Source organism: Rossellomorea marisflavi (genome assembly GCF_009806575.1).
In the GTDB taxonomy this organism is placed as follows: domain Bacteria; phylum Bacillota; class Bacilli; order Bacillales; family Bacillaceae_B; genus Rossellomorea; species Rossellomorea marisflavi_A.
Genome location: NZ_CP047095.1, coordinates 1,750,844 through 1,775,895 on the forward strand (window position 1 = coordinate 1,750,844; position 25,052 = coordinate 1,775,895).

General features: G+C 48.4%; 18 protein-coding genes and 2 pseudogenes. 17 read left to right on the top strand and 3 right to left on the bottom strand.

The annotated features are described in order from the left end of the window. Positions 1–52 precede the first annotated feature (52 nt). The 12 genes and pseudogenes from dapD (at position 53) to D5E69_RS09265 (ending at position 14,551) form a co-directional block, all read left to right on the top strand. A complete protein-coding gene (gene dapD / locus D5E69_RS09210) occupies positions 53–763 on the top strand; it encodes a 2,3,4,5-tetrahydropyridine-2,6-dicarboxylate N-acetyltransferase (RefSeq protein WP_048004219.1) in 711 nt (236 codons plus the stop codon). Between the two features lie 52 nt (positions 764–815). Then, complete coding sequence (locus D5E69_RS09215) at positions 816–1,934, top strand: N-acetyldiaminopimelate deacetylase (protein WP_159129580.1); 1,119 nt, start codon at positions 816–818, stop codon at positions 1,932–1,934. Positions 1,935–1,972: 38 nt separating this feature from the next. Continuing rightward, a complete protein-coding gene (locus D5E69_RS09220) occupies positions 1,973–2,368 on the top strand; it encodes a bleomycin resistance protein (protein WP_197082253.1) in 396 nt (131 codons plus the stop codon). A gap of 168 nt (positions 2,369–2,536) precedes the next feature. Continuing rightward, positions 2,537–4,921, top strand: a complete 2,385-nt coding sequence (locus tag D5E69_RS09225; protein WP_048004216.1) for a DUF8725 domain-containing protein — start codon at positions 2,537–2,539, stop codon at positions 4,919–4,921. Further along, positions 4,918–5,853, top strand: a complete 936-nt coding sequence (locus tag D5E69_RS09230; RefSeq protein ID WP_159129582.1) for an ABC transporter ATP-binding protein — start codon at positions 4,918–4,920, stop codon at positions 5,851–5,853. Before D5E69_RS09225 ends, D5E69_RS09230 begins: the two co-directional genes overlap by 4 nt. Then, positions 5,850–6,701, top strand: coding sequence for an ABC transporter permease (locus tag D5E69_RS09235; protein ID WP_159129583.1), 852 nt, complete (start codon positions 5,850–5,852; stop codon positions 6,699–6,701). Before D5E69_RS09230 ends, D5E69_RS09235 begins: the two co-directional genes overlap by 4 nt. 4 nt (positions 6,702–6,705) lie before the next feature. Next, positions 6,706–7,065, top strand: a complete 360-nt coding sequence (locus D5E69_RS09240) for a hypothetical protein (RefSeq protein ID WP_159129584.1) — start codon at positions 6,706–6,708, stop codon at positions 7,063–7,065. Then, the gene (locus D5E69_RS09245; protein ID WP_159129585.1) at positions 7,062–8,216 is read left to right on the top strand and encodes a DUF8809 domain-containing protein; all 1,155 of its coding nucleotides are present in this window, start codon (positions 7,062–7,064) and stop codon (positions 8,214–8,216) included. The genes D5E69_RS09240 and D5E69_RS09245 overlap by 4 nt, the downstream gene beginning before the upstream one ends. Positions 8,217–8,242: 26 nt before the next feature. Continuing rightward, a pseudogene (locus D5E69_RS09250) lies at positions 8,243–9,207 on the top strand (AAA family ATPase). Between the two features lie 5 nt (positions 9,208–9,212). After that, complete coding sequence (locus D5E69_RS09255; RefSeq protein WP_048015608.1) at positions 9,213–10,085, top strand: DUF58 domain-containing protein; 873 nt, start codon at positions 9,213–9,215, stop codon at positions 10,083–10,085. Between the two features lie 4 nt (positions 10,086–10,089). Beyond that, complete coding sequence (locus D5E69_RS09260; RefSeq protein WP_159129586.1) at positions 10,090–11,829, top strand: vWA domain-containing protein; 1,740 nt, start codon at positions 10,090–10,092, stop codon at positions 11,827–11,829. Beyond that, positions 11,810–14,551, top strand: a complete 2,742-nt coding sequence (locus tag D5E69_RS09265; protein WP_159129587.1) for a VWA domain-containing protein — start codon at positions 11,810–11,812, stop codon at positions 14,549–14,551. Before D5E69_RS09260 ends, D5E69_RS09265 begins: the two co-directional genes overlap by 20 nt. Positions 14,552–14,591: 40 nt before the next feature. Here the strand turns inward: D5E69_RS09265 and D5E69_RS09270 are convergent, their stop codons facing one another. After that, positions 14,592–15,467, bottom strand: coding sequence for a mechanosensitive ion channel family protein (locus D5E69_RS09270; protein ID WP_048013025.1), 876 nt, complete (start codon positions 15,465–15,467; stop codon positions 14,592–14,594). A gap of 348 nt (positions 15,468–15,815) precedes the next feature. On the opposite strand from D5E69_RS09270, the gene D5E69_RS09275 reads away from it, so the two are divergent. From D5E69_RS09275 to D5E69_RS09295, 5 genes and pseudogenes are all read left to right on the top strand, one after another. Further along, entirely contained in the window at positions 15,816–17,570 is a 1,755-nt protein-coding gene (locus tag D5E69_RS09275) for an ABC transporter ATP-binding protein (protein ID WP_048013026.1), read from the top strand. Positions 17,571–17,586: 16 nt separating this feature from the next. After that, complete coding sequence (locus D5E69_RS09280; protein ID WP_200843186.1) at positions 17,587–19,398, top strand: ABC transporter ATP-binding protein; 1,812 nt, start codon at positions 17,587–17,589, stop codon at positions 19,396–19,398. Positions 19,399–19,588: 190 nt separating this feature from the next. Beyond that, positions 19,589–20,914, top strand: coding sequence for a cytochrome ubiquinol oxidase subunit I (locus D5E69_RS09285; RefSeq protein WP_249931586.1), 1,326 nt, complete (start codon positions 19,589–19,591; stop codon positions 20,912–20,914). Positions 20,915–20,917: 3 nt separating this feature from the next. Further along, positions 20,918–21,931 carry a cytochrome d ubiquinol oxidase subunit II gene (locus tag D5E69_RS09290; RefSeq protein ID WP_048004207.1) on the top strand — a complete coding sequence of 338 codons (1,014 nt, stop codon included), beginning with the start codon at positions 20,918–20,920 and terminating at the stop codon, positions 21,929–21,931. A 76-nt stretch (positions 21,932–22,007) separates the two neighbouring features. Then, a pseudogene (locus D5E69_RS09295) lies at positions 22,008–22,669 on the top strand (potassium channel family protein). Positions 22,670–22,777: 108 nt separating this feature from the next. Here the strand turns inward: D5E69_RS09295 and rnjA are convergent. Together rnjA and D5E69_RS09305 are read right to left on the bottom strand one after the other, a co-directional pair. Beyond that, positions 22,778–24,445: a ribonuclease J1 gene (gene rnjA / locus D5E69_RS09300; protein ID WP_048004205.1), complete on the bottom strand. Its 1,668-nt coding sequence runs from the start codon at positions 24,443–24,445 to the stop codon at positions 22,778–22,780. Between the two features lie 4 nt (positions 24,446–24,449). Beyond that, positions 24,450–24,656, bottom strand: a complete 207-nt coding sequence (locus tag D5E69_RS09305; protein ID WP_048004204.1) for a DNA-dependent RNA polymerase subunit epsilon — start codon at positions 24,654–24,656, stop codon at positions 24,450–24,452. Positions 24,657–25,052: the final 396 nt, after the last annotated feature.

Below are 25,052 nucleotides of genomic sequence, written 5' to 3' on the forward strand. Positions count from 1 at the left end.
GATAAAGTAATTCAAGAACTCTGAATTTACTGCTTACAATGGAGGGATTAAGTTGAAAATGATGGATGCCAATGAGATTATTTCGTTCATTCAAAATAGTACCAAGTCCACGCCTGTAAAGGTATATGTGAAAGGGAAACTCGAGGGGATTGACTTCGGGAAATCTTCACAGACCTTCCTTAATGGTGACAGCGGGGTAGTATTCGGCGAATGGAGTGAGCTTGCCGGGGTACTTGAGGAACACAAAGAATACATAGAGGACTACGTGGTGGAAAATGATCGCCGCAATTCTGCAATCCCACTGCTTGATATGAAAGGGATCAAGGCCCGGATTGAACCGGGAGCGTTCATCCGTGATCAAGTCGAGATCGGTGACAATGCGGTCATCATGATGGGAGCCGTGATCAATATCGGATCTGTCATCGGTGAAGGTACGATGATCGACATGAATGTTGTCCTGGGTGGACGTGCAACGGTAGGAAAGAACTGCCATATCGGAGCTGGGGCCGTCCTTGCAGGAGTGATCGAGCCGCCATCCGCGAAGCCTGTTGTCATCGAAGATGATGTCGTGATCGGGGCGAATGCCGTTGTCCTTGAAGGAGTGACGGTAGGAAAAGGCGCTGTTGTCGCTGCAGGTGCCATCGTAGTGAAAGATGTGGAACCTTATACGGTAGTGGCAGGTTCACCAGCGAAGAAGCTGAAAGATATCGATGCCAAAACAAAATCAAAAACAGAAATTAAACAAGAGCTCAGACAGCTCTGATTCAAAAGAACGGACGATTTTCGTCTGTTCTTTCTTGTAAGGAGGGAATAGTATGTCACAAGTGGATTTTAAAATGATCAGACGCGATCTTCATCAGATCCCGGAGCTTGGATTCCAGGAATTCAAAACTCAGAAGTACCTATTGGATTATATTTCATCCCTCCCAGGGGATAGGTATGAAATCAAGCAGTGGAAGACAGGCTTATTTGTCAAGGTCCACGGTACGGAGCCGGCTAGGACGATCGGGTACCGGGCAGATATCGATGGGTTGCCGATCACAGAACAAACGGGTCTTCCCTTCCCGTCCCGTCATGAAGGTCGGATGCACGCATGCGGACATGACTTCCATATGGCCATCGGACTGGGCATCCTTACCCATTTTGTTCATCACCCCATAAAAGACGATCTCCTCTTCATTTTCCAACCTGCAGAAGAAGGTCCGGGGGGAGCGGAACCGATGCTCCGCAGTGCCGAGATGAAAGAGTGGATGCCGGATGTGGTCTTTGCTCTCCATATTGCACCAGAGTATGAGGTGGGGTCCATTGCACTGAAGCCGGGACTTCTATTCGCCAATACGTCCGAGCTATTCCTGACCTTTAATGGCAAGGGAGGGCACGCTGCCTATCCCCATCAAACAAAAGACATGATCGTGGCGGCATCTGCCTTTGTGACGCAGATGCAAGGGATCGTCTCACGGAATGTCGACCCGTTGGACAGCGCCGTCATCACGATCGGTAAGATGGAGGCTGGAACCGTACAGAATATCATCGCGGAAAATGCCCGTCTCGAAGGTACGATCAGGACCCTCTCTGAAGCTTCCATGTTAAAGGTCAAGGAAAAGCTTGAGGCTCTTATCAAAGGGATTGAAACGACATACGATTGTTCCATCGAGGTCGATTACGGGAGCATGTATCATCAGGTGTATAATGACCCCGCGAACACGCAGGCGTTCCTCGACTATATCGACGATAGCGGTAAAACAAATGCCATCATTTGTAGAGAGGCGATGACGGGAGAAGATTTCGGTTATATGCTGAAGGAAATCCCAGGCTTCATGTTCTGGCTTGGTGTTTCATCTCCATATGGTCTTCATCATTCGAAGCTCGATCCTGATGAAAAAGCGATTGATCATGCCATCGACCTCATGACCAGCTATATAGGGCAGCTATGAAATCAGGTCTTATTGGCGAAATCTTCGCATTGAAAAGTGTGGAAGGACCCGCCCTCGTGCCTGAACTTTCTGTTCGGGATGCCTCCTTGTCTACAACTTTTTATACGGAACTGCTCGGCTTTCATATAGTGTATGAACGCCCTGATGAAGGGTTTGTTTACTTGTCGATGGGAAAGGCATCGCTCATGCTTGAGGAAGTGAACGGACATTGGGAGACGGGTGAGTTGATTCCACCGTTCGGAAGGGGGATGAACCTTCAGATCATGGTGGATTCAATCGAGCCGATCCTCAGAAGATTGAACAAGGAGGGAATTGCATTATTCAGGGAACCATTCGTCTCCGACTATCCTGCCGGTTCTGTACGTTTCCGGCAGCGGGAGTTCCTTGTGCAAGATCCCGATGGGTATTTGCTGAGATTTGCACAATCCCTATAATGGAAACACAAAAACCGGACTGGAGAGTCCGGTTTTTGTTTGTGGTCAGATCCTTCATGGCAGGATCGGCGTTATGGGAAATATTTCAGATAATAATAGAAAGAGGAGAAACTTTTTGTGTGCCCTTACGTCTAAACCATATAGAGAGAAAGAGAGGGGGAATGGGTCATGAAGAATGTGACCAAATCGATTGCACTAATTCTATTATGTTTATGTTTGTTCCCGATGTTTGCAAACACGTCATCTGCAGCTGAAGGAATCAAGATCACAGTGGAAGAAGGAATAGACGGAAAGGTCAAGGAAGAGAGGGGATTCCCGATCACCGTGACCGTTCAGAATGGAGCCGAGCACTTTAAGGGAGATATCGTGTTTGATTACGCACAGTCCTTCGAATCAGGCGGGGGCAGGGTGTTGTCCATTGATCTCCCGCCTGGTGAAACACGCACGTTCTCCTTAACCATTCCAGGCTTTGGAGATCCTTTGAGAGGCAACACTTCGAAGGAAACCATCCATTTATTTAAAGGAGACTGGAAATCCGGCAAGGAAGTCAAGTTCACCGGTGATAAGCGCCTGAATCCAAACTTTATTTATATGGACTATGCTTCCATCGGTTTATTGAGTAAAGACGCCGACCGATTGAAATCGCTGAAAGCCAGTCAGGTCTATGGCAACAAAGTGGAGGCACTGAATCTCTCAGAAAAGAATTTCCCGGGTGATGCCACGGGTCTTCAAATGTTCGACTTCATCGTGATTGATGGATTTGATCTATCGTTATTTTCAAAGAAACAACTGGACGCCCTCCATCGTTGGGTGGATAAAGGGGGCACGGTTCTGATCGGAAGTGACGTGAATGTCCAGAAGACCCTTGGTCCTCTGGCTGATATCGCTCCCCTCAAAGTGGATGGTGAACAGACACTTTCCGATTTGTCCTTCCTGGAAACCCAGAAGAATCTCAAGGTGAATGTCAAGACGTTATCCGCCATCGAAGGTGAGTTGACCCCTGAGAGTGAAGCGGTGATCGGTGAGAAAGAAAACCCGATACTTGCAAAAAAGTCCATCGGTCGAGGAGAAGTATGGCAGGCATCTTTCTTACTCAGTGATTCCCAGCTGAACGACTGGGCGGGCTTCACTCCGTGGATCAATGAATTTTATTCAAAAACAAAATACAGCAACAATTCCTATAACATGGGGGGGAGAGCGCAGGGATTCTACTATGAGATGGGTATGGTCAATGAATTGTTCCCTTCTAATCAGTTCAAGGTCAGCACCCTCATCCTCGTAGTCGCCGTCTATCTGATCCTGGTCATCCCGGTCCTCTACTTCCTGCTTCGGAAGTTCGATAAACGGGAGCAGTCGTGGTGGATCATCCCCACGGTCTCTATCCTCCTTTCCATCGGGATCTTCCTGACAGGGGCAAAGGATCGTGTGACAAAGCCGCACATGAATCAGATGAGTATCCTAGAAGCGGACGGAAAAGGTGCCGTTCAAGGAATTTCAGCTTTCACGTTCTTCTCTAATTCAAGCGGTGACTACACCCTCAGCGCAGGGCATGATCTCGAACTGTACGCCAACAACAGCATGAACGCACCTGAATTTGATCAATACAAGTACTCTCTGGATGAAGTGACCAGGAATACGACGGATACGACACTGAGAGATGTAGAGTACTGGTCTACCAGGACGGTTATGGGGGATGCCTACAAAAGTGATGCAGGTTCATTTTCCCCTCAACTATCACTGAAGGATAAGACGCTGACAGGAAGCATCGGCAATGACTTCCCCTATGATTTTGAAGAAGTGTATTTGTGGTCGGGTACACGCACGTACTCCCTTGGAGGCGTGAAAGCGGGTCAGTCGCTCGAGGTGGATAAAAAGGTCTCGGTCGATTATCTCTCAAGTCCGGTCAGCAATAATTCCATTCCACCTTCCTTTACAGGTCAGCAGGGTCTGGACGATCAGAGAAAACAATCCCTTGAACAAGTGTCCTCCTACCTGATGGAAGAAGAAGCGTCAGGCAATCGTCCTGTCATTTTCGGATACACAAAGGATGGGATCGTAGATGTGACCATGAAGGATCGAAAGCCGAAGAAAGATAATCTCTCCCTTGTCTATCAATCCATCCCATCCATGGGAGACTTCAATGGGCCGTTTTCACTGAAGAATGAGCAGCTAGACGTCGAGGTCAAACCGATTGACGGGAAGGTCATCGATAACTACTCAATGAATGGATCCGGGGAAATGGAACTTGAAGACGGTACGTATGAAATGATCCTTAAGCTGCCAGAACAAATGCAGGAATCCGACATTTCCCTGAATTCATTGAGCATCAGGCAGTATCCGGAAACGCCGCTTGAGTTCTCCATGATCGCCCCTTCCGATGGAAAGGAAAAGAAACTTGAAGAACAGTCAAGCAATACGTTCGAAGTCAAAGATCGTTTGACGGATTATCTGAATGAAGATGGGGAGATGGTCATTAAATTTGTGAAATCCACCCAGGGGAACAGCTATACGCAACTTCCGAAAATCGTACTGAAAGGAGAAGCAAAGCAATGATCGAACTTACGAATCTATCAAAATCATACGGCTCCTTTCAAGCGCTGGACGGACTCACCCTGAGTATCGGAAAAGGAACGGTCTTCGGTTTCGTCGGTCAGAACGGAGCCGGGAAATCCACGACATTTTCCATTTTGGCAACCCTCCTTGCACCGACGTCGGGCAGGGCGAAAGTAAATGGATATGATGTATGTGAGGAACCGAAAATGGTCAGGCGCCAAATCGGATATATGCCGGATTTCTTCGGGGTATACGATCAATTAAAAGCAGAGGAATATCTCGACTTTTACGGAGCGAGCTATAAGATTCCGGCTGAAGAGAGGGCTGCCCTCATTCCGCAACTACTGGAATTGGTGAATCTTTCCCATAAGAAGGATTCCTATGTGGATGAATTGTCCCGCGGGATGAAGCAGAGGCTTTGTCTTGCCCGCTGCCTGATCCATGATCCAGAAGTCCTGATCCTGGATGAACCGGCTTCTGGCCTGGACCCGCGGGCAAGGATCGAGATGCGTGAGATCTTAAGAGAATTGAAGAAGATGGGCAAGACCATCCTCATTTCTTCCCATATTCTTCCTGAACTGGCCGAGATGTGTGATGAAATCGGAGTCATCGATAATGGAAAGCTTGTGGCACATGGTTCCGTTGCCGATATCCAGCAGCAGCTGGAGGCAGAAAAGATCATCGAGGTAAAGGTGAGGGGGATGCTCGAGTCGGCTGCCTCTTTCTTCGAAGATGATCCGAATCTGTCAAGTCTTGAAATGAACGAAGAGCTGAAGACAATCAAATTCCTCTACAAAGGATCCGAAGTGCAGCAGGCTGAGCTGCTCCGTTTGGCAATATTGAACGGAATTGCCGTCGTCACCTTCAAGGAGGCGGAAACGGATCTTGAGGATGTCTTCATGGAAATTACGAAGGGGGTGAAGCCATCATGAGACAATTGTTCATAAACCCGATGCTGAATAAGGAGTTCAAGCTTCGGTTCCGTTCATTCAAATCATTCATTGGGATCCTGTGCTACCTCATGGCCATCAGTATTGTCGTGATCGGTTTCATCTACTTCCAGAGCAGGATGTCCATGAATGGGTACTTCCGTCCGAACGAAAGCAGGACGATGTTCATGATCCTATCCTTCCTGCAAATCATCCTGGTTTTATTCATCACCCCTGGTCTTACCGGGGGACTCATATCGGGAGAAAGGGAGAAACAGACACTGAGCATGCTTCTTACGACTGAACAAAGCTCCACAAGCATCATCCTGAGTAAATTGGTGTCATCGGTTTCCTACCTGTTACTGCTCATTCTTTCGAGTCTTCCGATCTACAGTTTTGTGTTCTTATTCGGAGGGGTTGCACCGACGGATGTGCTCATGATTTTCGGCTACAGCCTGTTCCTTGTATTCGTATTCGGATCGATCGGGATCTTTTTCTCCACAATCATCCGGAAAACGATCGTATCCATGGTAACAGCGTACGGAAGCGTCCTGGTCCTTGTAGGAGGATCGCTATTCCTGTTTGCCCTTACCATGGCGCTTTCAGGCGTTTCGAGCAACGGTACGCCGTCGACCAACCCGATCGCTTACTTTATGGCTATGTTCAATCCAGGGATCGTACTGTATGGTCATTTCGAACCGAGGATGATGGAAGAGATCCTTTCCTTGACGGGCATATCATTCCCCTTATGGATTTCGTTTATCATCACGTACAGCATTCTGGCCATCCTGGCATTATTCGGAAGCATTTGGAAATTACGCCCTCGTATGAAAACCCGGGCAAGGGGGTAACACGATGGAAGGAAAAGGTCAATTCCTTCGATACCTGTACCGACTGAGGAAGAAGCTGCGATATGCACAGCTCATCGAACAATTGCAAAGAATCGTATTCGGCTCCGGTATCCTGGCCCTGCTCATGACAGCGGCTGTATGGATTCGGCCGTTCCCCTTCTGGCAGCGTTACCTGGCGGGCATGTGGGTGTTGCTAATCATTGGCATGGCGATTCATCTCTACAGGAAGAGGGCGACAATCGAACAAAGCGTAAGGATCTATGATGAGGCAGCAGGGGAAAACACCATCAGCACGGCAAGGGGGAGCTGGATGGCAGCCATCCGTTGCTCCCGCTTGTCCTCCGGGATGCCCTGCGTGCCATGAACAGACATGAAGAGAGGGTCCACGGTCGCCGATACTGGAGGTTTCATACCCGATTGGCCATTGCTGCCCTTCTTCTCTATGGGGGATCTGCCCTGGTCCTGACTCAGGGACACGCATCCTTTGAAACAGCAGCCGAACTGAAAAAAAAGAGTGAAGTCACGATGGAATCGGATAAGCGTCTTGAAAAGGAAGCTAAAAAGAACTCTGTAAAGAAAAAAGAATTGGCGAAAGAGATCCAGGAGATCAAACAAGAGAAGGATCCGATGGAGCGGCAAAAAGCCATTATGAAAAAAGTAAAAGAAAACAATCTCAAAAAACAAAAAGCAGAGCTTTCTTTGCGTGAGCTCGAACGAATCAAAAAGATCGCCGAACAAATGAAAGCGGACGGAGTAGCGGATGCATTAAAAAAATTCGATCAGAAAGCACTTGAAAAAGAAATGAAAGCGTTGAGTGATGAGCAGCTTGAACGGCTCAAAAAGCAACTCGGAAATGATCCTGAAAAGACTTTGTCAGACGCCTTGAAGGCAGCAGAGGGGGCGGAGAAGGCTTCTCATTCATACGCAAAATGGAATGAGGCTTTATCCAAGGAAGCTGGTGACCTCGCAGCAGCCCTTGAAGCCAAGGACCTTGATAGCATGGAGCTGGCCACTTCAGATGATCCTCCACCACCGACGGATGGCAGCCAACCTGATCCGGGGTCGGAGCAGGAACAAAAAAATCAGCCATCGGGAAGTGGCTCGACAGCTGCCGGTAAGGGCAGTGGAACGGGCAATGGAAACGGTAGCGGTAATGGGGGTGGAGGAGCAAATGGCAGTGGCAAGGGTACCGGCAATGGAAACGGTAGAGGCAGTGGTTCTGGCTCTGGCAGTGGTGCAGGATTCAGTCAGGGATCAAGGGAGCTTCTGACCATACCTGAACGAATGGAAGGCAAGACCAACACAGAGGTCGATTCAGGCAAGCTTAACAAGGGAAGGCAGGGGGAACGGTTCTCTTCTGATGGACCCGTCGAAAGGGGCTCTGTACGGTCTTACGAAGAAGTGTACCAAGACTACTATTCTTCCTACCGAAAAGGTGAAGACCGGCAGACGATCCCTAAAGACTTGGAATCGGTCGTGGAATCTTATTTTAGTGAAATTGATCCGGGAGAGTGAACAGGGTGGACGTAGCAGATAAAGAAATGGCTTACAAACAAGCCATTGCAAAAATTGAACAGGTAAAGGAAGAAATCGGCCGTTATATCGTCGGCCAGAAGGATATTATCGACACGCTTTTATTGACGATCCTGGCAGGGGGCATGCCCTCCTCGAAGGGTTGCCGGGCCTTGGGAAGACCATGCTCGTTCGCTCCTTATCGGACGTCATGGAGCTGAGTTTTTCACGGGTTCAATTCACACCTGATTTGATGCCGACAGACATTACGGGGACCATGGTGATGAGCCATGACAGGGATGAACCATTCACCTTCCATAAAGGTCCGCTCTTTCATCACCTGGTGCTTGCGGATGAAATCAACCGTTCAACACCAAAGACACAGAGTGCCCTTCTTGAAGCCATGGCTGAGCAGACGGTGACGGTAGTAGGAGAGACGATGAAGCTTGAAAAGCCATTTTTCGTTCTCGCCACACAGAATCCCATTGACCTCGAAGGAACCTATCCCCTACCTGAAGCGCAGATGGACCGCTTCATGTGCAAATTACTGGTTCCCCATCCAAAGAAAGAGGAGTTGAAAGAAATCATCCGTCGTACCACGGGAACTGAACAGATCAGTTTGCAACCAATCATGGACCGTGCGGAACTGCTGGGTGTACAAAGGCTTGTGAAAGAAATCATGGTCAGTGATGAAGTATTGGACTTTGCTATTTTCATTGTGGAATCGACACACCCCGACCGTGAGTCTGCATCAGAGCTCGTCAAGCAATATATCGAATATGGAAGCGGCCCGCGGGGGCTTCAAAATCTCATCATGATGGCGAAGGCGCGTGCGTTGGTCAACGGAAGGTATCACGTCTCCATCGGGGATATTAAACAGACGGCCCTCCCGGTTCTCAGACACCGGATTCTATTGAACTTCGAGGCGGAGGCGACGAATGTGAAAGAAGATGAAATCCTCATGGACCTCATCAACAGGGGAACGGGCTCTTGAAGTCAATGTTAAGCCCTCAATTCCTGTCGCAGCTTAAAAGGCATCGATTAAATCCTGACAGAGTTTCCACTGCTCAGCATAAAGGGGCAAGGAAGTCGACACGGCACGGGAGTTCTCTGGAATTCTCGGATTATCAGATGTATGAGCTCGGTGACGATGTGAGGCAGATTGATTGGAACGTCTATGCAAGAACCGAAAAAGTGTATGTGAAGCGGTATCTTGATGAGCGGGAGGTTTCAATCAGCTTATACCTGGATTGTACGAAATCAATGAAAACCGAACCCGTGAAGTGGGAGAAGGCTACGGAACTTGCGGCATCACTTGCTTATATGATCCTGAGCTCCGATGACCGTCTGAGCCTTCATCTGGTGGGGGCTGAGGCAGCCCCAATGAAGAAGAAGGGTATGAGGGATGCAAAGGCGATCCTGCACTCCATGGAAAATGTACAGGACACTTCAGACGATAATGGCAGTCGAACGCCGTTTATGAGCTCCCTGAAAGGGAGACAGCGGTCGAAGAGTTCCGTCACGGTGTTGATCACGGATGCGCTTGAACCGATGAAGGAGATAACCGAAGCATTGAAGTGGCTTTCCTCAAGGAAGGAAAAGGTGTTTTTCATCCAAATCCTCCATGAACACGAGGTTTCCCCACCCTATACGGGTGACTGGAAGCTGAAGGATAGTGAAAAAGGGGAAGAGATCGATGTATCCTTTCAGAATTCGGTTATCGATCGCTATCTCGGATCCCTTCAATTACACAACCAGGCAATCGAACGGGAATGTAAGCGCTATGGATTTACATATAGGACCCTCATATCTTCCCAGCCGGTCAATGAAATGGTGCTGAAGGATCTGAAGATGTCCGGGATGGTGAGGTGAGGGCATGGGCATTCAATATCCATTCTATGCCTTGATGGGGCTGTTTCTGATCGCAGTTGTCCTCATGTACTTCTTCAGGAAGCGCTATGAAACCAAAGTCGTATCATCGAACCTGTTATGGAATCAGGCGATGGACGAGTGGCAATCATCTCCCTGGTTCCATAAACTTCAGCGGAATCTCCTGCTGTTTCTGCAGCTCCTGATCCTTACCTTCCTCATCATCACTCTGATGAACCCTTATCTGTCCGACTATTCAGGGACGACGGGTCATACCGTCATCCTGATGGATACATCCACTTCCATGAAGGCGAAGAAGGGGGATATCACCCATTTCGATCTTGCCAAGAAGGAAGCAGAGGGCGTGATCAAGGGCTCGCGGGGACCGGTGACCATCCTTGCCGTGGGAAAGAACATTACAACAAAGATATCCGAAGATGCAAATAAGCGGACGTCCTTGAAAGCATTGAACGATTTGGAAATGACCAATGACCATGAGGACATGCAGAAGGCCATTCAAATGGCACTTGCCCTTGCAGGAACAGAAGAAATCCATCTGTTCAGTGATTCTGTTACAAAAAGCATGTTCAAAGACCTTCACACGGATGCCACGGTCATGGTTCACACCATGATCGAGAATCCAGGCAACATTAGCATGAAAAGCTTCGGAATTAAAGAGAACGGGAAACAAATGGACGGTGTTGTAACGATTGCAAACCAAGGTGGCGAGGACCGGGAGGGGACACTGATCATCCATGGGGGATCAAAAGTCATCCACGAGGAACCTGTGACCATCCAAAAGGGAGAAGACACCGTCATCCCCCTCTCAGGCCTTCAGGTGGAAGAGTCATATATGGCAGAAATCCGTGTTGATGACGATTTCCAGGAAGATAATGTCATGACGGCATTGAATATGAGTTCTTCTCCTGATGTATATGCGTTGGGAGACATCAATCCGTTTATCATCAAAGGCTTTCAGGCGTTGGGAATGGATGTTAAATCAGTGGAAGAAGCATCCACACTCGACGATAACGGAATATTAATCGCCTCACGGAAGGATGCGGAACGAACAGAATTGCCGGTTTTTATCATCCCTGATGAAAAGGAAGAGGGAAAAAAGATAGGGGGGACGGTCTCTTCAAAGAAGGATCATCCTTTGCTTCGCTATGCCGATGTGGAAAAAATCTTCGTGGATAAAGCAACGGATCACGACATCTCTGGGCTTTCGACCATAGCCGAGCAAGACAAGGTTCCCCTCATGCAAGCGGGGGAGATCGGTGGCAAAAAAATGGTGCTGATGAATTTTCGGCTGAAAGATTCAGATTTTCCTCTATCTCCCGGATTTCCGATCTTCTTATACAATGTCTACCATTACTTGGGGGATAATCAGCAGGTGATCGGCAACTTCCTGCCGGGTGAAAAACGGACCATCCAGACAGATGGCACGTGGGACCTCTACAGTATGAACCAGGATTATATCGGTGAATGGAAAGAGGGTACCACCTTCACTGCACCGACCAAACCGGGAAACTACCAGGCTTTACGTGGTCAAGATGTGAAATATTTTTCCGTCAGCATTGATGAAAGGGAAAAGGTGATTGGAAAAGGGGAATCGTTCATAGTTAAAGGGGAAGGAGTGGAGAAGGGAAGCGTCCCTTCTTCCATCAGTTCCTGGTTCCTGGCTCTGGCCGTACTTTTCTTATTCATAGAGTGGGAGGTGTATAGACGTGGGAATCGCCGTTCATGAACCATTATGGTTAATCCTGGTCCTCCCTGTCATTGCCGTCCTCTTTCTGTTCGTCAAGCAGGGAGTGCTGAGCAAAGAGAAGCGGCTGATCATGATCATCAGGTGCCTGACGTTTCTGCTGTTGATCACTGCCTTGACGGACCCCTATCTGACCCTGCCCCAAAAAGGGAAGAATGTTATATTCCTGGCTGACGGATCTGCATCGATCAGCGACAGCAGGGACGAGATCTTGGGGGACATCGAAGGTCAGGTGAAAAAGAAAAAGGAATCCGATGCCTACGGAATCGTTTCATTCGCCAAAAACGCAGGACTTGAAAAAAGCCTGTCTTCCTCGGGCAGTGAAGTCCCCGAGTTCTCTGGGGAGGTTGGAGAGGACGAAACAAATATCCAGAACGGGATGGAGTACGCCTCGAATCTATTGGGCTCATCAAATGGGGGAAGAATCGTCCTCTACAGCGATGGAATCGAGACCCTTGGAGCAGGTGAGGACATCATTCCCAAGTTGAAGGAAGATGGGATCGAAGTGGATTGGGTAAAGCGTTCTTCCAATGACAAAGAAGACATCGCCGTGACCGCCGTAAACTCCCCTGCCGTCCAATATAAGGGGGAGGAGGCGACTGTGAATGTCACACTCCACAGCACCACAAGGACAACCGTCGACCTGCAGCTTGACCTTAACGGTACTAAAATTGCAAGGAAGCAGGTGAAGGTCCAAGAAGGCAAAAATGAATTCGAGTTCCACCATACTGTCGACCAGACGGGCATGCTCGTCTATGGAGCAGAAATCTATTCAGAGACGGATGCGCGGCCGGAGAACAATCAGCTGAGTTCCATTGCGAGGGCCGAAGGGGATCCCCTTGTCCTCCTCGTTCAAGGTGACGGTAGGAAGAGTAAGTTGAAGGAACAGTTGAAATCTGCAGGATTCAGGGTCGAAGCCCTTCAGTCCTCGCAGCTGCCTGACAAACTGAGCTCTTATCTGGATTATCAAACGATCCTGTTTGATAATGTCGCAGCAACGGATATACCCGAAGAGAAGATGAACCTGATGGAGCAGGCTGTGAAGGAATTCGGCCGGGGATTCATCATGTTTGGAGGGGACAAAAGCTTTGCGCTGGGTGGTTACTTCAAGACACCGATTGAAAAGCTTTTGCCCGTTGACATGGAGGTCAAGGGAAAAAAAGAACTTCCTTCACTGGGACTGGTCCTCGTCATCGACCGCTCAGGAAGCATGGATGGACAGAAGCTCTCCCTTGCGAAGGAAGCTGCCGCAAGGACTGTTTCCCTCTTGAGGGAAAAAGACACGCTGGGTGTCATCGCATTCGATGACAGGCCGTGGGAAATCGTCCCCACCGAACCGATCAAGGACCGGAAAAAAGCAGATGAGAAAATACGGACCATTTCACCGGGTGGGGGGACGAACATCTATCCATCCCTTGAAGAGGCGTATTTGAGTCTGCAAGACAAGCCACTGAAGAGGAAGCATATCATCCTCCTGACAGATGGGCAGTCGGCGGCAGGGGGCGATTATGATTCCCTGATCGAAGACGGGTTATCAAAGGGGGTCACCCTTTCCACTGTGGCCATCGGTTCAGATGCAGACAGGTATCTCTTGGAGGATCTCTCACAGATGGGGAACGGCCGATTCTACGATGTGGTCGATGCATCGGTCATACCAAGCATCCTCACCAGGGAGACGGTGATCACGACTCGGACTTATATTGAGGATCAGCCATTCTTCCCTGCCATCCAATCAACTAAATGGCAAAAGCTGTTCGAGGGTGGTATGCCTCGAATGAATGCCTACATCGCCACCAGTCCTAAAGATTCTGCGCAGGTGGAATTGGCGAGCGACAAGAAAGACCCTATCCTTGCCACGTGGAGGTATGGGCTGGGAAATACCTTTGCTTTCACTTCAGATACGAACGGGCAGTGGGCAGGTGATTTCGCATCATGGAAGGGCTGGCCTGAGTTCATCAATCAATTGGTGACTCGCTCGTTCCCGAGTATCCAATCCAGCCCTTATACAATCGAGGTGGATGGGAGCGGGGAGAAGACGAAGCTGCTCCTCACTTCACCAGACAGCGGGACGATGCCGCTGACCGTGTCTGTGTTGGCTGAAGATGGGAAGCAAATAGAAGCCGCTTCAAGGATCCTTTCACCGGGCGTACATGAAGTGGAGTTCGATGAAAAGCTATCACCTGGGGTTTACAGCATGAGCATCGGGGACCAGGCAGGGGATCAAGCGTATGAAACCGGCTTTGGCGTTCCATATTCAGAGGAATACTCCTATGAGGGGGGATCAGTCAGGACAGTTGAAGCCATCGTGAAGGCTACCGGAGGGAAAACGTACGAATCCGGTGTAGACGCATTCAGGGCATTGAACCATCGACCGCATAATGAGCAATCCATAAAGACGTTCCTCATTCTCATAGCATTTCTGCTATTCTTTACGGAGATCGGGATCAGACGATTCGGTTTGCCTGCTGCCCTCGCCACGTTCGGCGAAAAAATGGGAAGGAAGGTTCCTGAGAATAATGTTCCTGGTACGACGAGAGCAAGGCCTGTAACAGATCTGAATTCCACTTATTCAGAACGGGAGAAACCTGTACCCGCGGCACAAAATGAACCGGAATCTCCGGCCAAATCGAAGAAATCGCAAGCGCATCAGGACCCTGATCGTATGAAACGGCTTCTGGATGCAAAAAATCGCAGGAATAAATGAAGAAAAAAAGCGAAGGGAAACAATCCCTTCGCTTTTTCGCTTACTGTTCTTTTTTCTCGATGAAAACTTGGTGAGGGAATGGGATGTCGATGCCGTGGCGGTCGAAGGCTTCTTTAATGCCTTTGCGTATCTTCCTTTCCACTCCCCATTGCTCCATATTCTTCGTTTTGCAGAGGACCCTGATGACAACATCCGAGTCACCGAGGTTCTGGACTCCGACGACATTCGGACCTTCCACGATATTTTCATCTTCTGCCGCCAGTCTGTCACACACTTCCTGCATGACGACGATTGCTTCGTCGATATTGTCATCGTACGAGATGCCGATGTCTACAAGGGCTCTCATATTTCCTCGGGAGTGATTGCTGACACTTGATATCTCACGGTTTGGCACGTAATGAAGCGTACCATCGAATCCACGGATATGGGTTGTCCTCAGTCCGACTTCTTCCACGATCCCGTCGAAGCCACCCGTGGTGACGTAGTCACCGACATCCACCTGTTTCTCAAGAAGGATGAAAAATCCGGTAACGATGTCGCTTACAAGACCCTGGGCACCGAATCCGACGGCTAAACCGACGATTCCAGCCCCTGCGAGGATTGCGGTCACCTGAATGCCGAAGATCTGAAGGATGGTGACAAAAAAGATAAAAATAAGGACGTATCCGATGATATTCTTCGTCAGCGCTTGTAATGTCTGTGCTCGGCCGGTTGACACATCGTTCCGTTGGCTGTACCGTTCAAATGCGCGGGTGACGATCTTATTGGCGGCGCCTTTGATCACAAGGAACGCAATCCAGATTGCAATGATTTTCAAGGCTCCAATACCGATGTTGATTAAGAGGTTACCCCAATCGAAGGCCAAGAGGTTCTCTACACTGGTTGATGTACCTACTATGTAATTCAAATATAACATCCTTTCTGGTCAAAATGGTGAACTTTTATAGTATACACAATGGTGGACGGGTTATGTCAAAGGTGGATTTGAAAATGGGCACATAGGTGTATTCCCGGTAAAGGAAGTAAGTAAACTTACAAAAGAATATGGGGAAGGGTCATGCACACTCACATATGGATTCCTGCCCGAATGAGGACAGGAATTTCAGTCATTTGGATGAATGATTTCTCTCACGGATGAACTACAATGGAATCAAGATGTAACAATAGTTCAAAAAAACAAAAAAATGTGAAAAAAGGGTAGATAAATATTTCGAAAGTCGATATATTTAGTAATGCACTGTTTTTTACTGAAGGGAGAGAATACATGGATACGTTTAAGAAATTAAAAGATTTTTACTGGCCGTACAAGTCGCAATTCATCATCTCGATGATTTTCCTCATCTTTGTGACGGGTATCACGGTCGTGTACCCGATCATCCTCCAAATCACCATCGATGATGTCATACTGAAAGGCGACTATCAGTGGATCCCTTACCTTGCCTTCGGTTTCATCGGTATCATGGCACTGAAGGGGATCGGCACGTTCATTCAGCAGTACTTCGGAGATCTGTTCGGCATAACATCGGTATACCGCCTTCGCAATGAACTGTATCAAAAGCTGCAGTTCCTTCCATTCAGCTATTATGATAATGCGAAGACCGGGGACCTCATGTCGAGGCTGACTGCCGATGTTGAAGCGTTCAGGTTCTTCCTTTCATTCGGTTTTTCCGAACTCCTCCGTTTTTTCCTGTTGGTGTCCGTCAGTTTTTGTGTGATGTTCTACTATTCTCCCTCTCTGACATTCATCACGTTGGCAACACTCCCATTCCTTGCCGTCTCAGTCTTCAAATTCGATAAGGCCGTCCACCCTGCTTTCAGGGGGATCAGGAAGTCATTTGGGAAATTGAACACAAATGTCCAGGAGAACATCAGCGGTATCAATACGGTAAAATCCCTTTCAAGGGAAGAATTCCAGAACGATAAATTCAATCGTTCCAATGGAGACTATAAAGACAAATATCTCTTCACCTCTGATATCTGGGCCAAATATTTTCCCCTCATGGAGTTTCTGGGAAATGTGAGTGTCATCCTACTCCTAGGATATGGAGGATACCTCGTGATGAACGGGAATCTTGCCCCAGGTGAACTGGTTGCCTTCTACAGCCTGGTCTGGTATATCATCTGGCCAATCATGAACCTTGGCTTCACCATCAATCAGTTCTCTCAATCGAAAGCGTCCGGTGAGCGACTGCTGGAAATCCTTGAAGTCGATGAGAAAATCAAGGATGGTGTGAATGCCGTTGAGGCAACACGCATGAAAGGGGAAGTTAGGTTCGAAGATGTATCCTTCCATTATAATGATCTCGATGAAGATCCCGCTTTGGAGTCGATCACGTTCAACGCACCACCCGGGAGGATCATTGGATTGATCGGCGGCACGGGTTCGGGTAAATCAAGCGTCATTCAGCTTCTGACACGATTTTATGAGCCTCAGGAAGGGCGGATCACCATTGACGGACTGGACATCAGGGACTATTCCATCAAGTCCCTTCGTCAGAACATCGGCGTCGTCCTCCAGGAATCGTTCCTGTTTTCTTCCACCATCAGATCGAATATCGCGTATGGGCGCCCGGAAGCGTCTCAGGAGGACGTAGAGAAGGCTGCGAAACTTGCACAGGCCCATGACTTCATCATGACCCTTCCCGATGGCTATGAGACAAAGCTTGGGGAGAGGGGGCTCGGTCTGTCTGGTGGTCAGAAACAACGGATCGCCATTGCAAGGGCCATCTGCCTCGATCCGTCCATCCTTGTCCTTGACGATGCCACATCGGCGGTGGACATGGAAACGGAATTCCGTATCCAAAAAGCGCTGAAGAACGTCATGTCCGACCGGACGACGTTCATCATAGCCCATAGGATTTCTTCACTGAAGCACGCTGATGAAATCCTGGTTCTTGAAAATGGGAGAGTGGCGGAGCGGGGTAGACATGAGGACCTCCTTGCCAACAACGGTCCTTATCAGCGCATCTATGATATTCAATACAAAGATCAAAAGAAAATCCTGCAGCCCGGGAGGTGATGAGTGTATGACTAAGATGAAAAATGATAAAAAAGTGATGAATCGATTCCACTATTCAACCGACCAAGTGATCGACAAGCCATTCAACTGGGGACAGCTTTCACGGCTCCTGACGTATCTGAAGCCATATTCCAAGAAGCTGTTGCCGCTGTCCATCCTGACGGTCCTGATCACAACGGCCGTCCGATTGATCATTCCGATTCTGATCGGGGTGTATACGCTGGACAAAGCCATCCGCCAGAAGGATGGGAATCTGTTGATGACCCTGATCGGTGTGATCGCCGGACTCTATATACTGAGTTACTGTGCCAACATCCTCAGGATACGGTGGATGAATCAGCTGGGGCAGGGCGTGATCTATGACCTGCGCAGGCATCTGTTCAGTCATGTGCAAAGCCTGTCCCACAGATTCTTCGACCAGCGCTCTGCCGGCTCGATCCTCGTCAGGATCATGAACGACATCAACTCACTTCAAGAATTGTTTACAAACGGGGTCATCAATCTATTGATGGATATCATCCTGCTCGCAGGGATCATCGTTCTCTTGTTCACCCTGAGCCCTGAGCTTACCCTCGCCGTCATGGTCATCCTTCCGATCATGTTCTTCATCTCCACCACGTTGAGGAAGAATATCCGGAAATCATGGCAGCTGGTGCGGCTTAAACAAGCGAAGCTCAACTCCCATCTGAATGAGAGCATCCAAGGGGTCAGGGTGACACAGGCCTTCACCCAGGAACGTGAAAACATGGCGTTCTTCGATGGAATCAATACGGAGAACTTCGAGAGCTGGAGAACGGCCACCAAGAAGAATGCCATCTTCAGACCACTGGTTGAAATGACCAACGCCGTTGGTACGGCCGTTTTGATCTGGTATGGTGCCCATCTGATACAGACCGGTTCTTTGCAGCTGGGAGAATTTGTTTCCTTCGCCTTTTACCTAGGCATGTTCTGGGAGCCGATTTCGCGTCTCGGGCAGGTGTACAATCAGCTTTTGATCGGGATGGCTTCATCCGAGCGGATCTTTGAATTCCTCGATGAAAAGCCGATCGTCCATGAGAAAGAAGAGGCGGTTTCCATAAAAGAAATCGCCGGTCATATCCAGTTCAACGATGTGGAGTTTTCTTATGATGATAAGCGAAAGGCCCTTCAAGGCATCAATCTCGAGATGAAGGCCGGTCAGACCGTAGCCCTTGTGGGACATACGGGATCAGGAAAAACGACCATCGCCAATTTGATCAGTCGTTTCTATGATCCGACGGCAGGAGCGGTCACAATCGATGGGAATGACTTAAGGGATGTATCGGTTGCAAGCCTGCGCAACCAGATTTCCATCGTCCTACAAGATACGTTCATTTTCTCTGGAACGATCATGGATAATATCCGGTTCGGACGTCCCGATGCGACAGATGTAGAAGTTCGACTCGCTGCGGAAGCGATCGGAGCGGACAATTTTATCGGAAAACTGGCAAATGGCTATGAGACCGAAGTAGAAGAACGTGGGAACGTTCTATCTGTAGGGGAAAGGCAGCTTCTTTCTTTCGCGAGGGCCCTGCTTGCCAATCCCCGCATCATCATTTTGGATGAGGCAACGGCGTCCATCGATACGGAAACCGAGGTGAAGATCCAATCGGCCTTGAAAAAATTATTGAAAGGCCGTACAGCCATCATCATCGCCCACAGGCTTTCTACCATCAGGGACTCTGATACTATCTTCGTCCTTGAAAACGGAAGAATAAAGGAAAGTGGGAACCATGATCAGCTGATGGAACAGAGAGGGGATTATTACGACCTCGTAGAATCACAGTTCCGAATGATCGAAGCGATATAAAAGACCCATCCCTGGCCGGTCTGGCAGGGATGTTTTTTTTACACCTGAGAGGGAAATGATACCATAACATCGAATGAGGTTAGTTTGTGAAGTTTGTCACAAAATAGTCATGTTCACTAATTCACATACTCTTGGTTTGTTTTATAATAAGGGTATAACGTACGAGGGGGTATCAGTTTTGGATAGCGTCATGATCAGTAGATTGCTTACATCGAGTACATTGATCTTCCACATCATTTTTGCAACGATCGGGGTAGGGATGCCCATAATGATCGCCATCGCAGAGTTTATAGGCATAAAGAAGAATGATAACCACTATCTCCTTCTGGCCCGAAGATGGGCAAGGGGGTTCACCATCACGGTTGCTGTAGGGGTCGTCACGGGGACGGCCATCGGTCTGCAGCTATCATTGCTATGGCCGTCATTTATGAAAGTAGCGGGGCAGATCATTGCTCTTCCGCTTTTCATGGAAACGTTCGCCTTCTTCTTTGAAGCTATATTTCTTGGTATTTTCCTATATACGTGGGATCGCTTCAAAGGCAAATGGACCCATTGGCTCCTCAACCTGCCCATTATGATCGGTTCCTCGGCTTCGGCCTTATTCATTACGACCGTCAATGCGTTCATGAATACGCCTCAAGGGTTCGAGCTCAAGGACGGCAAAGCAATCGAAATCGACCCGATTGCAGCCATGCTGAATCCTGCCACCCCTACGAAGGTCTTTCATGTGCTTACGACTTCTTATATGACAATGGCCTTCATCCTTGCAGCCATCGCCGCCTATTCCATCCTTCTGAAAAAGGGAGGGGATTATCATAAAAAGGCGCTACGGATGACCATGACAGCCGCGTTGATCTTTTCACTCGGTGCAGCCCTTGCCGGGGATCTTTCAGCTAAATTCCTTGCTGAGCATCAGCCGGAGAAGCTTGCAGCCGGTGAATGGCATTTTGAAACAGAAAAAAACGCAGACCTGATCGTTTTTGGAACAATCGATGAGAACAATGAAATTTCCAATGAGATCCGGCTGCCGGGATTCTTGAGCTTTCTTGCGGGAAGTTCATTCGATACGGAAGTGATCGGGCTGAATGATTTTCCCGAGGATGAACGACCACCCCTTTGGATCCACTACATGTTCGACGGGATGGTATCGATCGGGATGTTCAGCATTTTCATCAGCTTCTTATTCGTGCTCCTGTGGAAATGGAAGAAGGGGAATGAATTCAATAAACCTCTTCTATGGGGAATAGTTGCAAGTGGTCTCCTGGCCATGCTTGCCATTGAATTCGGCTGGATTTACGCAGAAGTCGGAAGACAGCCTTGGATCCTCAGGGGATACATGAAGATTGCCGAGGCAGCCACACGTGCAGACGGAGTCGCTTGGATCTTCGCCATGTTCCTTGCCCTTTACCTGTTGCTCGGCATTTTATGTGTGGTGGTCCTCATCAGGATGTTCAAAAACAAACCTGCAGAAGCGGAACTCGAGAAACGGTTCCCTGCCAACCGGAAGGAGGAATAGGATATGAGTTTGGAAGTGATCGGGATCTCCGTCCTATGGATCTTTTTATACGGGTACCTCATTGTAGCTTCCATTGATTTCGGTGCCGGTTTCTTTGCCTTTTACGCCCGAATGAAAGGGAAGGAACACACAATGAATGCACTCATCAGCAGGTATCTGTCCCCGGTATGGGAGGTGACCAACGTGTTTTTCGTGTTTTTCTTCGTCGGTCTGGTCGGATTCTTTCCGGATACCGCTTATTATTACGGGACGGCCCTCCTCATCCCGGGAAGCGTGGCAATCATCCTGCTGGCGATCCGGGGCAGCTTTTACGCATTCAGTAACTATGGATCGAAGGAAAATATAGGGTACTTGTTCATTTACGGGGCCACAGGGTTGTTGATACCGGCGTCTTTATCGACAGCACTCACCATATCCGAAGGAGGCTTCCTGAAAGAAACCGATGACCGCGTGATCTTCCTCGCCGGGAAACTTTTGACGAGTCCCTACTCATGGAGTGTGGTATTTCTGTCAATCGTTTCAGTCCTGTTCATCTCAGCGGCATTTCTGACCTACTATGCCAACAGGGCAGGGGACAAGGCATCAAGGGAGATATTGAGGAAGTTTTCCCTTTTCTGGAGTCCACCCACGATCATCGCCAGCCTATGGGTGTTCTGGTCCCTTAAACAACACAATGAAGAGCATTTTTTGAATGCGATGGATATTTGGTGGATGTTCGGCTTATCCCTATTATTCTTTGTTCTCGCTACATGGCTCATTTATCGCCGCAAGCAATATGGCCTTGCCTTCATATCGGTCATGCTTCAATTCTTTTTCGCTTTCTTCGGTTACGGTGCGTCCCATTTGCCGTATATCCTGAAGCCTTTCATCACGATCGGTTCAAGTGTAACGAACGAAGTGATGGGGACGGCCCTTATCATCGTATTCATTGCCGGCTTGCTGCTGCTGATTCCATCCCTGTATCTGTTGATGCGCCTGTTTTTATTCGACGCAGATTATGTGAAAGGGAAAAAATAATCCCCTAGCAGCAGACCAATTATACTCACCTGGATTTTATGCTAAAATAAGGATAGCAAAATAGGGGGTATGGGAGATGAAAAAAGAGTTTGTAGTCATCGGTTTGGGTCGTTTCGGGGGAGCATCGTACGCTCCCTCGCCGAGCAGGGCATGGAGGTGATGGCCATCGATATGGATGAGGATAAAGTGAATGAGTTTTCCTCCACCGCTTCCCACGCTGTCGTGGCGGACTCCACTGATGAATCGGTGCTCAAGAGCCTGGGGATCCGCAACTTTGATCACGTGATTGTCGCCATCGGGGATAATATACAGTCAAGCATCCTCACCACTATCATGCTGAAGGAGATCGGCGTGAAGAAAATCACCGTCAAAGCTCAGAATGACTACCATGAAAAGGTCCTGAGGAAGATCGGTGCCAATCAGGTGGTTCATCCTGAAAGGGATATGGGGAGGAGGATCGCCCATAATATTGTTTCGAATAATGTACTCGATTACCTGGAACTGTCGGATGAGCATTCCATCGTTGAGCTTGTTGCCAATGAGAAGCTAAGCGGAAACAGTCTGATCGACCTTGATATCCGGGCAAAATACGGGATCAATATCGTGGCAATCAAAAGGGACCGGGATATCATCGTGTCTCCTCAGGCTGAAGAGGAGATACAGGAAGGGGACATCCTCATCGTGATCGGTGCCGACACTGATATCAATCGCTTCGAGAAGAAAATCCTGTGGACATAAGAATAAAGCAAAAGGATGGCCCCTTCTTACCAGGGCCATCCTTTTTTGATGGGGAACGAAGTGTATAAAAAGGGCAGGTTCATAGCGAACCTGCCCTTTTAAGGTGGATCAGACTTCCATGATGATCGGAAGGATCATAGGACGACGTTTTGTTTTTTCGTATAGGAATGGAGCCAGTGTATCCGTGATTTCATTCTTGATTTCTGACCATTGAGTGGTCCTTCTTTCAAGAACCTTGTTCAGGTGTTTTGAGATCAAGGTCTGTGCTTCATTGATCAGGTCACCGGATTCACGCATATAAACAAATCCGCGTGAAATGAGGTCAGGGCCGGAAGCAATCTTGAAGTCCTTCATATTGATGCTGACCACGACGATGACAAGTCCTTCTTCTGAAAGGATGCGTCGATCACGGAGGACGATGTTTCCGATGTCACCGATTCCGCTGCCGTCGATATAGACATTTCCTGAAGGAATCTTCCCTGCCACTTGAGCAGAATCGCTGCTGAGGGCGAGGACGTCTCCATTATCCATGATGAAACAATTATCTGGATCTACACCGCAGTCGACGCCGAGCTGAGCGTGCATCTTCTGCATGCGGTACTCACCGTGGATCGGCATGAAGAAGGTAGGGTTCATCAGACGGAGCATCAGTTTCATTTCCTGCTGACCACCATGTCCGGACGTATGGATGTTGCTGAGTGGTCCGTGGATCACTTCGGCTCCAGCACGGTACAGGAGGTTGATCGTGCGGTTTACACTGATCGTATTCCCAGGGATCGGCGAAGACGAGAATACAACGGTGTCACCTGGTTGTATCTGGATCTGGCGATGGGTTCCGTTGGCAATACGGGACAGGGCAGCCATCGGTTCCCCTTGGGAACCTGTACACAGGATGGCCACTTCATTCGCAGGCAATCGGTTGATTTGATTATGCTCAATGAAGGTTTCCTTCGGCGCATTGATGTATCCGAGCTCTTGCCCGATGGTGATGGCCGCTTCCATGCTTCGGCCGAATACAGCCACTTTACGGTTATGGTAGACCGCTGCTTCGACAACCTGCTGCAGGCGGTGGATGTTGGATGCGAATGTAGCAAAAATAACGCGGCCGTCCACTTTCCTGAAGATATCGTCGATGCTTTCGCCTACTTTACGTTCGCTCATCGTAAAGTTCGGTACCTCAGCATTTGTACTATCGGAGAGGAGACATAGGACGCCTTCTTTTCCGATTTCTGCCATTTTGGTCAGATTGGCAGGTTCCCCTACTGGAGTGAAGTCGAATTTGAAGTCACCCGTGTGTACGACATTGCCCGGAGGCGTCTTGACCACGATCCCGTAAGAATCGGGGATGCTGTGGGTGGTTCGGAAGAACGTGACGGACGTTTTCCGGAATTTGATCACATCATCTTCTTGGATGATGTTGAGCTTGGCATTGCGGAGAAGGCCATGCTCTTCAAGTTTATTTTTGATCAATCCCATGGCAAGCTTTCCGCTGTAGATCGGAATGTTCAGCTCGCGAAGGAGATACGGAATCCCGCCGATATGGTCTTCGTGACCGTGTGTGATGAAAAGTCCCTTGATTTTATCTACGTTTTTAACGAGATACGTATAGTCAGGGATCACATAGTCGATACCGAGGAGTTCGTCCTCAGGGAATTTAACCCCTGCATCAATCAAGATAATTTCATCCTGGAACTGTACAGCATATGTGTTTTTACCGATTTCACCTAGACCACCGAGGGCAAATACTGCAGTCTGGTCATTCTTGACAAATTTCATCCGATTATTTCTCCAGCTCGAATGATTCTTGGTTTTTCTCGTGTTCTAGAAAAGCGCCCTCGAGCTTTTGCACGAATTCGATGTTGTACGGTTTGTCCTTCAGCTTGAGGCGTACCTCACGCTCTGAATCTGCTTCGATGTAAAGAGAGTCAGTGCATTCGCGAACAGGCACTTCTTCTTTACTCTTTTGATAAAATACTTTGTAAATCATGTGTTTTCTCTCTCCTTATCCGTTTTCAAAACTTTAACTTTCCTCTATGATAAAAAAGTTATCAACATAATGAGTGGGTTGTTACCATACGGTTTACCCATAAATAGATCATTTCATTCCAAGGTCGACAGCCGCCCGGGATCTCTATCATGAATATGTATAGTATGAATTATAAAGGATTCTTCCTATTAAATAAAGTTTTATCAAGATTCCATGCACATAAAGAGCAGGAACGGATCCATTCTTGGAGAAAAAGCTCCCAAAACGGCATCAGTCCCTGCTTATGAAAAGTGACAGTATGACATGCATGTAGATGGACTCCTTCATTTAGGCGATCGTCTTTTTTTTAAGCAATTCTTTCCACTGTTTCATAAGCTTCCTACGCAGCTTTTTGAA

Bases quoted from the DNA above. Each gene is read 5' to 3' on its own strand.
- D5E69_RS09285 (WP_249931586.1), top strand. From the start codon at position 19,589: ATGATCAGTAGATTGCTTACATCGAGTACATTGATCTTCCACATCATT.
- D5E69_RS09275 (WP_048013026.1), top strand. From the start codon at position 15,816: ATGGATACGTTTAAGAAATTAAAAGATTTTTACTGGCCGTACAAGTCG.
- D5E69_RS09255 (WP_048015608.1), top strand. From the start codon at position 9,213: ATGTTAAGCCCTCAATTCCTGTCGCAGCTTAAAAGGCATCGATTAAAT.
- D5E69_RS09235 (WP_159129583.1), top strand. From the start codon at position 5,850: ATGAGACAATTGTTCATAAACCCGATGCTGAATAAGGAGTTCAAGCTT.
- D5E69_RS09270 (WP_048013025.1), bottom strand. From the start codon at position 15,467: ATGTTATATTTGAATTACATAGTAGGTACATCAACCAGTGTAGAGAAC.
- D5E69_RS09260 (WP_159129586.1), top strand. From the start codon at position 10,090: ATGGGCATTCAATATCCATTCTATGCCTTGATGGGGCTGTTTCTGATC.
- D5E69_RS09215 (WP_159129580.1), top strand. From the start codon at position 816: ATGTCACAAGTGGATTTTAAAATGATCAGACGCGATCTTCATCAGATC.
- D5E69_RS09280 (WP_200843186.1), top strand. From the start codon at position 17,587: ATGAAAAATGATAAAAAAGTGATGAATCGATTCCACTATTCAACCGAC.
- D5E69_RS09225 (WP_048004216.1), top strand. From the start codon at position 2,537: ATGAAGAATGTGACCAAATCGATTGCACTAATTCTATTATGTTTATGT.
- D5E69_RS09305 (WP_048004204.1), bottom strand. From the start codon at position 24,656: ATGATTTACAAAGTATTTTATCAAAAGAGTAAAGAAGAAGTGCCTGTT.
- rnjA (WP_048004205.1), bottom strand. From the start codon at position 24,445: ATGAAATTTGTCAAGAATGACCAGACTGCAGTATTTGCCCTCGGTGGT.
- D5E69_RS09245 (WP_159129585.1), top strand. From the start codon at position 7,062: ATGAACAGACATGAAGAGAGGGTCCACGGTCGCCGATACTGGAGGTTT.
- D5E69_RS09290 (WP_048004207.1), top strand. From the start codon at position 20,918: ATGAGTTTGGAAGTGATCGGGATCTCCGTCCTATGGATCTTTTTATAC.
- D5E69_RS09240 (WP_159129584.1), top strand. From the start codon at position 6,706: ATGGAAGGAAAAGGTCAATTCCTTCGATACCTGTACCGACTGAGGAAG.
- D5E69_RS09230 (WP_159129582.1), top strand. From the start codon at position 4,918: ATGATCGAACTTACGAATCTATCAAAATCATACGGCTCCTTTCAAGCG.